This is a genomic window from Streptomyces sp. NPDC042336, from assembly GCF_055581985.1.
Map to the genome: position 1 here is coordinate 17,468 of NZ_JBVJEA010000045.1, position 10,214 is coordinate 27,681.

Annotated in this window: 6 protein-coding genes and 1 pseudogene; 6 read left to right on the forward strand and 1 reads right to left on the reverse strand. The window is 70.9% G+C overall.

The window, feature by feature from the left end; genetic code table 11:
- Positions 1 to 30 precede the first annotated feature (30 nt).
- Positions 31 to 972 carry a helix-turn-helix domain-containing protein gene (locus tag ACZ6IM_RS40475; protein WP_469564108.1) on the reverse strand — a complete coding sequence of 314 codons (942 nt, stop codon included), beginning with the start codon at positions 970 to 972 and terminating at the stop codon, positions 31 to 33.
- Between the two features lie 159 nt (positions 973 to 1,131).
- Between ACZ6IM_RS40475 and ACZ6IM_RS40480 the strand changes: the two are divergent.
- The 6 genes and pseudogenes from ACZ6IM_RS40480 to ACZ6IM_RS40505 all read left to right on the forward strand — a co-directional run.
- Positions 1,132 to 1,335, forward strand: a pseudogene (locus ACZ6IM_RS40480) (SDR family NAD(P)-dependent oxidoreductase); the annotation flags it as partial.
- Between the two features lie 139 nt (positions 1,336 to 1,474).
- On the forward strand, positions 1,475 to 1,840 hold the full coding sequence (locus tag ACZ6IM_RS40485; RefSeq protein ID WP_469564120.1) for a Rossmann-fold NAD(P)-binding domain-containing protein: 366 nt from the start codon (positions 1,475 to 1,477) through the stop codon (positions 1,838 to 1,840).
- A gap of 752 nt (positions 1,841 to 2,592) precedes the next feature.
- Complete coding sequence (locus ACZ6IM_RS40490; RefSeq protein ID WP_469564111.1) at positions 2,593 to 3,495, forward strand: NADP-dependent oxidoreductase; 903 nt, start codon at positions 2,593 to 2,595, stop codon at positions 3,493 to 3,495.
- A gap of 76 nt (positions 3,496 to 3,571) precedes the next feature.
- A complete protein-coding gene (locus tag ACZ6IM_RS40495; protein ID WP_052843852.1) occupies positions 3,572 to 4,633 on the forward strand; it encodes an alkene reductase in 1,062 nt (353 codons plus the stop codon).
- Positions 4,634 to 4,646: 13 nt separating this feature from the next.
- Positions 4,647 to 5,114 (forward strand): MarR family winged helix-turn-helix transcriptional regulator, encoded by a 468-nt coding sequence (locus ACZ6IM_RS40500; protein WP_052843851.1) that lies wholly within the window; start codon positions 4,647 to 4,649, stop codon positions 5,112 to 5,114.
- Positions 5,115 to 6,170: 1,056 nt separating this feature from the next.
- Positions 6,171 to 10,064, forward strand: a complete 3,894-nt coding sequence (locus ACZ6IM_RS40505; protein WP_469564115.1) for a terpene synthase family protein — start codon at positions 6,171 to 6,173, stop codon at positions 10,062 to 10,064.
- Positions 10,065 to 10,214 lie beyond the last annotated feature (150 nt).

Here is a 10,214-nt window from a genome sequence, read left to right on the forward strand (position 1 = left end):
GGGGCGGGGGGTGGCACCGGCCCCGCACAGCTAGCTGGCATCCGTTTCACGAGCAGCGGTCGCGGCGTAGTCGGTCGGGGTCCGGCCGTAGTACTTGCGGAAGACGCGGGCGAAGTGGCCGCTGTCAGCGAATTGCCAGCGGGTGGCTATCTCCGTGACGGTCATGCGCCGGTGCGGTGCGACGAGCGCGCGGCATGCCTCCTCGAGGCGGCGGCGCCGGATGTAGGTGCTCAGCGGTCGGCCTTCCCTGGCGAAGGCCCGTTGGAGGGTACGCGGGGAGACGTTCAGCTCCCGGGCGAGAGCCGAGGGGGACAGGGCGGGGTCGGTGAGCCGGCGGTCGGCCAGGTCCCGCGCGGCTTGGGCCAGGGCCGGCGACAACAGGGGCTCCACGTCGTCCAGGCCGCCCCCGGCGGCGGCCCGGGCCAACTCGGCCAGGGTGCCGCGGGCGGCGTCGACCCCGGCCGGTCCGAGACGGTCCAGCATCCTTCCCACCATGGCGGCGTGCGCCGTCAGCAGCCGCACCTCGGGGGTCTCGGCCGGACCGGAAGCCGGCCCGCCCCGTCGGGGCCGCACCTCTGCGGCGGGCAGGACGAGTACCTGCACGGCGGTGTGCGGCTCCGCGGAGAAGTGGGACAGCCTTCCCGTCTGTACCAGCAGGCGGCCGGCCGATGCCGTGTGCTCGGCTCCTCCCGGTTCCTCGAACCGCCAGGTTCCCCGGTGGACGATCCACAGGCGTACGTGATCGTCGGCCCCGACCCGTCGGCCCGCCGTCCGCAGGGCGGCCGCGGTCTCGAAGCGGTTGAACATCATGTCCCGCACCCGGAACCCGCGGGACCGCGCCGAGAAGCCGGACACGGTCGTCCGGCGGAAGGGTGCCAGCGCGAAGGTCTCGCCCATCCGGCTCCGCCACTCGTGTGCGAAGTCGCTGAAGGCGTTCGCGCCGCTCACCTCTGCCGAGAAAGTGCCGCTCATCGTTGTCGCGAATCTCCCGTTCGGGCTGACGCGCCGGTCCGAGGCGCCGAGACCACACGCTTCCTACCGTTGTCCCGGCATGCATCGAAGATTTGACATCCGCGGTCCGGAATGTCGATACAAGGATAACGAGGTGGGGAATTGAGCACGCTCGCGATCGTGGGCGCAGGCCCGCAACTGGGGCGCGCGATCGGCCGGCGGTTCGCCGCCGAGGGGGTCGACGTGGCGTTGATCGCCCGCAGCCGTACGACGCTGCAGGCGGTGGCCGACGACCTGTCCGACATGGGCGTTCGGGCCGAGGCGTTCCCCGCCGACGTGACCGACCGTCCCGCTCTGCACGCGGCGCTCACCGCCGCCGAGGAGCGGCTGGGACCGATCGACATACTCGAGTACTCGCCCGCGCCGTCCCCGGCCGACCTGCGCCGCGCGCCGCTGGTCGAGGCCACGAAGGGTAACCGTCGACTCGGTTCTGGCCCAGTTGGACCTCTATCTGCTCGGGGGCGTGGCGGCGGTGCAGCACGTCCTGCCCGGCATGCTGGAGCGCGGCACGGGGACGATCCTGGTCAGCAGCGGGGCGGGGTCGGGGCCGGTGATCGCCCCGCACGTGGCGAACGTCCAGATCGCCACCGGCGGGATGCGCAACTGGATCCTCAACCTGCACGCGGCGCTCGCCGGCACCGGCGTCTACGCCGCGCACGTGGCGATCGCCGCCTTCATCGGCCAAGGGGGCCACGACTCCCAGCCGCAGACCATCGCCGACGCCTATTGGCGGCTGCACACCAGGCGCACCGAAGCAGAGCTGGTCATCCAGGATCTGCCGGACGACTACCTGGAACGGGGTTTGGCGGACAAGTTCGTCGAGCCCTGAGCCGCCGGCGCCTGCACGGCCGGGCCGGGCGGTGTGCCGTCCCGGCCGTCCACGGCGGCGGTGCCGTGGTCTGCCTGCCTGGTGACGGGCACCGGGCAGGCGAGTTCCTGCTGGGAGCGCGCGCCAGCAGGGCGATGCCGGTCCCGGTGAGGGCAGGCGTCCTCCGGACCGGTACTTGACCGCCGCCGTGTCCCGGGCCTTCCACTCGTCGGAAGCGTCGGTGCGCGTCGTCGGCCACGGTTTGAACAAAGCTCTGTGACGTGCCACCCGTGAGGCCAGACGCCGGCTCTGATCACCGGCGCCGGGCCGCGGGACGCGCCGTCCGATTCGGGCAGTTGCCCCCCGTCGGCGCGAGCTCTGCGTCGTAGACACGGACCATGGCGGTACTCCTTGAGGGGTTTTCCGGTCGTCGGCCCGCGACCGGTCGGGATCCGCGGCCCTCTGCCGAGGCGCAGAGCGCCGAGAAGGCTCCGCAGTCGGCGGAGTCGGGCGATGCGACGGTGACTCGCAGCTGCTGTCGGTGGCGTGCGCGATGCCCTGCTGTGAGCAGGGCCGACGACGCCTGTCTGTAGCAGTCACGGAGATCTGCGCAGTCAGCGACATGACTGGCGGGCGCATCCCGCGGATCTCCGCACCAGGCGTTCCGCACTCCGCTCCCGGAAATACTTGGCTAGCCACGTGATTGCTGTTACGGTTGTTATGTGTCCAGCCACGCTTTTCGTGGCGGAGTCAGCAGAACGAACGGAGTCATCATGAAGGCGATCGTTTTCGACGAGTTCGGCGGCCCGGACGTGCTGCACGAGGCCGACGTCGAGACCCCGCAGCCGGGCCCCGGCCAGGTCCGCGTCAGGGTGAAGGTGGCCGGGTTGAACGCGCTGGACGGCAAGACCCGCGCCGGGGCGCTCGAGGCCATGTTCCCCACGACGTTCCCCGCCACCCCCGGCGGCGAGCTGGCAGGCGTCGTCGACGCGCTCGGCGAGGGCGTGAGCGACGTACAGGTCGGCGACGAGGTTCTCGGCTGGTCGGACACCGGCTCGTACGCCGAGTACGCGCTGGCCACCGTCGTGGCACCCAAGCCCTCCGGCCTGTCCTGGCAGGACGCGGCCGCGCTGCCGGTCGCCAGTGAGACAGCCGAGAGGGTCCTCGACCAGCTGGGCGTCACCGCCGGGGAGACCGTGCTCATGCACGGCGCGTCCGGAGCGGTCGGCACCGTAGCCGTCCAGCTAGCCACCGCCCGCGGTGCCCGTGTGATCGCCACCGCCGGCGCCTCGAACCAGGACTACCTCGCCTCCCTCGGAGCGACCCCGACCACCTATGGCGAGGGCCTGGTAGAGCGGGTTCGTGCCCTGGCCCCCAACGGTGTCGACGCCGTCTTCGACCTGGCCGGCAAGGGCGCCCTGCCCGACTCCATCACCCTGCGCGGCGGCACCGACCGCATCGTCACCATCGCCGACTTCGCGGCGGGCCAGCTGGGCGTCACCTTCTCCGCGGGCGGAGAACACTCCGCCGAGCGCCTGGCCGTCGTGGCCCAGGACGCCGCGGCCGGAAAGCTGACCACCACCGTCACCGCCTACCCCCTCGCCAAGGCCGCCGAGGCCCAGCGGGTCAGCGACAGCGGACACGTGCGCGGCAAGCTCGTCCTCACCGTCGGCTGAGCACCGCGCCCCCTCGAATACCCCCACCCCCTTGTTGCGGTGGCCGTCGGGTCACCGCACTACCGAAGGATTTCCCATGCTCGAATCCCTGTGGACGCCGACCACCCTCGGTGACATGTCCTTGCCGCACCGCCTGGTCATGGCGCCCATGACCCGCGACCGCTCGACGCCGGAAGGCGTGCCGACCGACTTGAACGCCGAGTACTACGCCCAGCGGGCTTCGAATGCGCTGATCATCACCGAGGGCACCCAGCCCTCGGCCGACGGCCAGGGCTACCTCCTCACCCCCGGCATCTACGACGACGCGCAGATCGCCGGCTGGCGCACGGTCACCGACGCCGTGCACGCGGCAGGCAGCCGCATCTACATCCAGCTGATGCACACCGGACGGATCTCCCACCCCGACAACACCCCGCACCACCGTCAGCCGGTCGCCCCCGCCGCGATCCGCCCGGCGGGCGTGATGTTCACCGCGTCCGGCCCGCAGGAGATGCCCGAGCCGCGTGCCCTGTCCACGCAGGAAGTCGCCGAGACGGTCGAGGACTTCCGGCGCGCGGCGGCGGCCGCGATCGCGGCGGGCGCGGACGGTGTGGAGATCCACGGCGCCAACGGCTACCTCATCCACCAGTTCCTGGCCGACAACACCAACCAGCGCACCGACAACTACGGCGGCTCCATCGAAAACCGCATCCGTTTCGCCGTTGAGGTCGCAGCCGCGGTGGCTGACGAGATCGGTCCCGAGCGCACCGGCATCCGGATCTCGCCCGGAAACCCGTACAACGACATCGCCGAGTCCGACACCGCCGATCTGTACCCGGCGCTCGTCGAGGCGCTTCGCCCCCTCGGCCTGGGCTACCTGCACCTGATGCACGTCGGCGACGAGGCGCTGCTCGACACGCTGCGCGCGCAGTGGCCGGGAACGCTGATCCTCAACCGGGCCGGCGCCGACATCCCCACCCGCGCCAAGGACGTCGAGAACGGCACCGCCGACCTGGTCTCGGTGGGGGCACTGGCCTTGGCCAACCCCGACCTGGTCGAACGGCTGCGCGTCGGCGCAAAGCTGAACACTCCCGACCCGGCGACCTTCTACGGTGGCGGAGCGGTCGGATACACCGACTACCCCGCTCACACCGGCTGAAGGAGCGGAGACCATGCACGACATCCCCACGACTGCGGCAGGAGGACCGATGGGCTACGCGATCTTCCAGCTCGCTCGCGCCCACCGCGCCTACGCCGGCGTCCTGCTGCGCAAGATGGACCTGCACCCCGGCCAGGAACTGTTGCTGATGCAGCTCCTCGACCGCGAGGGGCAGACGCAGTCCGAACTCCTCGAAGCCGTCGGCCTCGACCACTCCACCGTCTCCAAATCCCTGCGCCGCATGCAGGAGGCGGGCCTGCTGGTACGCGAGCCCGCCGCCCACGACCGGCGTGTGATGGTCGTCCACCTCACCGACAAGGGCCGCGCCATGCGCGAACCCATCGCCGCCCTCTGGCAGAGCCTGGAGGAGGTCGCCGCGGGCAACCTGACGGAGCAGCAGGCGGCGGCCTTCGTGGAGACCGCCTACGCGATCACCGACGCTATCGCCAGCCGCCCGGCGCCGCCAGAGGAATCCGGCTGACCTGCCGGGGCAGGCCAGACCGCGGACGGTCGGCGGTGTAGCAGCACGCCGGGAAACGGGGCATCGAACTGCCGCCACACCACCGGCCGTCCGCGCACCGCCACCGGCACATCACCCTGCGGTCCCTGCTCACTCCCGAGCCCCACCTCGACCCGACCGAAAGGAAAACGCCCATGCCTGCCATCGATTCCACGCCTCTGCCCGTTCTCGTCGTCGGCGCGACCGGCTCCCTCGGAGGCAAGGTCGTCGACGAACTCCTGGCACGCGGCAAGAAGACTCCGCGCCCTGGTGCGGCCCACCAGCAAGGCAAGTCGGCTCGAAACCAAGGGCGTCGAGATCGCCCGCGATGACATTCTCGACGACGATTCGCCCGTAGCAGCCTTGAACGGCACCGACGCCGTCATCACCACCGCCGTCACACCAACGCCTTCGACGGCAGCCTCTACGAGACGGCCTGGTCGCCGTGGACGAAGTTCACCGTCAAGTCGCACCAAGGACAAGGCGAAGCGGTCCGAGGCGTCCGAGCCCTGCAAACACAGGGAGACGACGCAGACTTTCACTGGCCTGTGCTCAGGCTTTGGCGGGGTCCCCGACTCCGGGCGGTAATGACGCGGTGGACGTGGTCGACTGGTGCATGAACGCCGCTGACAATCGTGGGCAGCACCGACTGCGACGAGTACACCTCCGGACCGCCGGCGCCATTGGCAGGGCAGGACGGCCGTCGGCTCCTGATCCTCGGGCAATACCGAGGCCCATGGTGAGTCGCCGCCCAGAAGCCAGGCAACAGTCGCGAACAACTCTACGAGCAGGCGGCACCGCACGGGCACGCATACGTTCCTTTCGGATTGGTTCGCACGGAAGGGTGGTTTGCGGTTGCGCCCGGGCTTCAGTCGCCCTGGTCGGTGTGTCCTGGGTGAGAGTGCGGCCTGTGCCGCGGTGCGATACGTCGGAGGTGACATGCGAGACAGGGTGCCGTTCTCGGTTTCCCCACCGTGGGGCGTCGGTGTCGCCGAGATAGCCCGGGCTGCCTGCGGGGGAGCTCCTCCCCGAAGTCGTTTGCTGCTCGACCCGGTCGAGAAGGCGTTCCACGTGTGCAGTCCCGACTGGGTTCACGCCGAACGGGAGGTGCGGTCCTGGGCGGCGCGGCATGGTCTCGTCGCCGGGGAAGAGGAGACGAGGCGGCTGGCGCGGACGGGGCACGGCCGTTTGGCCGGCTGGCTGGCTCCTGATGCCAGCCCGGCGGAGCTCGAACTCCTTGGACAGGGGGGCGCGTTCATCACGCTGCTCGACGACTGCTTCGACCGGCACGGTCCGTGCCTGGAGCAGGCCAGGGTCATGCTGGACCAGCTTCTCGGTCTCCTCGCCGCCGCAGACGGAACCCGCTGTCCGGTGCAGGCGGCGCCGGAGGTGCGCGCGCTGGCCGATCTGTGGGAGCGCACCAGGGTCGCGGCCCGGCCGGGATGGCGGCAGCGCTTCCTCGTACTGTACGAGGACTTCGCCGACGCCACCTGCACCGAACTGCGGCTACGCGCGTGCGGCGTACACCTCGGTCTGGACGACTACCTGGCGCTGCGCCGCCGCACGATCACGGTGCTTCCCGTTCTCGCCGTCATGGAGCGGGCGCTGCCCGCAGCGGGTGAGCTCGAGGAGCTGCGGGACGCGGCCGCTGACATCGTCGCCTGGACCAACGACCTGTGCTCCGCACAGCGCGAAGAGGACGAGGGAGCGGACAACCTGGTCGAGGTACTCGCCCGCCATCACCGGTGCAGCCGCTCCCAGGCCGCAGCGCGCGCCCGCGACATGCTGGCAGCGCGCATGGACGACTTCGACCGCGCCGCACACGGTGAGCGGGCCGTGCCAGTCCGCCGCATGCGCAACGGCTCCCTTGCCTGGCAGCGGGAGACCCACCGCAACACTGCAGGACGCGCCAGCACGGCCGGCGCGCACGAGTGGGGCGTGCCCGCTCTCGCACAGCATCTGGCCGCCGCCGTGGACCCGGCAGGGTACGTGGACGACCGGTGCGGCAGCCGCGTACTGGAGTCCGCGCTGCTGCTGGCCTTGCTGCGTGCACAGGAGACCGAACCCGGTGAGCAGGCCCGCCTGACCCGCTTCCTCACACGGCAGCGGCCCGGCGCGAGCGCGGTGGACGCCCTGCTGATCGACGCCTGTCTGGACCCGGCGGGGATGGCCGCTCGTGCACCGGACCGGGCCGCCGTCCTGCCCATGGCAGTGAGCCATGGCACAGCCGGGCGTGGGCGGCTGAAGGCCGTCATGCTGAGCACGGTGCTGCACCTGCTGTGCGGCTCACCACTCGACAACAGCGACGCTCCCGCCCCGGTGGGACCGGAGGGCATCACCACCTTCACCGACGTCCACCTGCTGTCCACCCGCATCATCCACGCGCACGCCCGCGGCCGTGTGCACGCGGTCACCGACGCCGAGCGCAGCCGCCTGATCTCGCTGGTGTCCCGCGGACGTAACAGGGTGCTGTGGGAGGCCAGCGCCACCACGCACCTGCTCGGCCTGCACGCGCTGCGCACCTTCCAGCCCAGCTCCCCGGTCCTCGACGACGGGCTCCTGCGGCTGCGCCTGGCCGTCAACGCCGACGACGGCATGCCGTTCCTGGACAGCCAGGACCTATGGCTGACCGCCGTGGCGGGCCTCGCATTCACCGGCGAGGACACACTTGCGCCGTACGTGCCCCGGATGGCCGACCTGGTGGCGGCCTGGCAGGCCCCCGACGGCGGCTGGCCCTTCGCCACCGGCATGCAGCAGACCGACGTGGACACCACCACCCGGTGCATGGAATTCCTGCACGCCACCGACCCCGCCCGCTATAGCGCAACCCTGGCGCGCGGGAGCGGATACCTGGCGGGTATCGCCGGCCCGGACGGTGGATTCCCCACCTGGGTACGCGGTGACGCCCCGGACCTCGACATGACGGCCGGTGCGATCCTCGCGCTCGCCCCCTGGGCCGCACACCACGAGCGCCTGCTCACCGCCGCCCTCGATTTCGTACTGAACGCCCAGAACGCCGACGGGACCTTCGAGCGCAGCTGGACGGTCAGCGAGTCCAGCGCCATCCTGCGCGCCCTGGACGCCCTGCACGCCATCCCCCCACCGGACACCGGCCGCGCCTCCCGGATCGCGGCCGCCACCTCCCGGTCGATGACGCGCCTCGCGGAAACCCAGCACCTTGACGGCGGCTGGGGACAGCTCCCCGACGATCCCAGCGACGTACTCTCCACCGCTCAGGCCGTCCCCGTCCTCGCACGGCACGGGAACCCGCCGGCCGCCAGCCGAGCGGTGACCTACCTCCTGGCCCGGCAAGACCCCGACGGCGGCTTCACCGCACCACCGGACCAGGTCGGCCCCCGGCCACTGCCGTTCGACTACCCCGTACTCACCGACATCCACACGCTGTCCGCGCTGCGGAGCGCCCACGTGCCCGCCACCACACCCCGGCAAGCGCCCTCCGGAATGTCCCGGGACGCACCTGCCCCACGGACCCGGCGCACACCCTCCGCAACCTCGGAGGCGGACTGGCCGGCCCTGCAAGCCGGCCTGCAGGGTGTGCTCCTGCGGCCCGAACAGGCAGCCTATGAACAGGCCCGTCTCCTGGTCAATCAGCGCTTCGACGACATCCGCCCTCAGGCGATCGCCTACCCGGCCAATACCCATGACGTGGTGGAATGCGTCAACTTCGCCCAAAGCAGCCGCATCCGGCTGTCACTGCGCTCCGGCGGCCACAGCTACGCCGGATACTCCACCGGCCCCGGGCTCGTCCTCGACACCAGCTCCCTCAACTCCACCACCGTCGGCGGCGGACAAGCCCGGTTCGGGGCCGGTGTGAAAGGCCTACAGGCCCACCAGGCGCTGGCCGCGGCCGGAGCCGGCCTGCCGCTCGGACGCTGCCCCACCATCGGCCTCGCGGGAGTCACCCTCGGCGGCGGACTCTCTGCGTTCACCAGAGCATGGGGGCTGGCCTGCGACCACCTGGACCAAGTCGAGATCGTCACCGCCGACGGCTGCATCCGCCGCGTACGCGCCGACTCACCGCCCCCGGACGACGACCTGTTCTGGGCCCTTTGCGGCGGAGGAGGAGGCAACTACGGCGCCGTCACCGCATTCACCTTCGCCACCGAAGACACCCGCGACCTCAACTACGCCCGCTTCCTGGTCAGCTGGCCCACCACCGCTACCGCCGCCGTGATCCGGGGCTGGAGCCTCTGGAACACAGCTGTGGCCACCCCACGCACGGTCACGTGCGCCTTCGAGCAGCTCAGTGACTCCGGCCTGCCCGCGCAGCCCACGGTGACTGGAACCTTCATCGGCACACCCGACGTCCTCGAGCCGGTGCTGGACCGGCTGGCCGCCGCGGTGGGCGAACCCGAGACCAACCGGGTGATCGTTCCCTGTGACTACACTCGGGCCGCCTGCGAAGCGGACCGCTGGGGCGGCGGCACCCTGGGACCCAGAGTCGCCTTCGCCGCCAAGTCGCACATCGTGCGCGAACCCCTCAGCCCCGCGTCAGCCACCGACATGGCCGCAGCCCTGGAACACCTGCACGACTTCACCGGCGTGGGCGGGGCCAGCGGCCTGCTCATCGACGCCCTCGGCGGCGCCGTGGGCGACCGGCCCACACACGCGACTGCCTTTCCCCACCGGGCCGCCACCGGTGTCGTGCAGTACCACTCCTACTGGCATCAGTTCACCGACCGCCCACACATCAACCGCAGACTCCACTGGCTGCGCGACATCCACAACACCATGCAGCCACACCTCGGCACCGGCGGCTACACCAACGGCATGGACCCCGAACTCACCGACTGGCAGGTGGCCTACCACGGTGACAATTACCCGAGGATGCAGCGCGTCAAGGCGGCCTGCGACCCAGACCAGCTGTTCACCTTCCCGCAAGCGGTCACAGGCTCGCCAGCCAATCCTTGACCTGAGGGTCACAGACCTCGTCGGCCGGGAGGACGAGGATGCAGGCGCACCTGCTCTAGTCTTCTGAGTCAGGAATTCTGTTCAGTTGTGTAGGGTTGCCTGGTGGCGCGTACTGGGCGGCCGAAGGCCGAGTTGATCCTGTCGGATGCG

What these genes read in the sequence shown, in the direction of transcription:
- ACZ6IM_RS40490 (WP_469564111.1), top strand. Translation starts at nt 2,593, where the DNA reads ATGAAGGCGATCGTTTTCGACGAGTTCGGCGGCCCGGACGTGCTGCAC.
- ACZ6IM_RS40475 (WP_469564108.1), bottom strand. Translation starts at nt 972, where the DNA reads ATGAGCGGCACTTTCTCGGCAGAGGTGAGCGGCGCGAACGCCTTCAGC.
- ACZ6IM_RS40495 (WP_052843852.1), top strand. Translation starts at nt 3,572, where the DNA reads ATGCTCGAATCCCTGTGGACGCCGACCACCCTCGGTGACATGTCCTTG.
- ACZ6IM_RS40500 (WP_052843851.1), top strand. Translation starts at nt 4,647, where the DNA reads ATGCACGACATCCCCACGACTGCGGCAGGAGGACCGATGGGCTACGCG.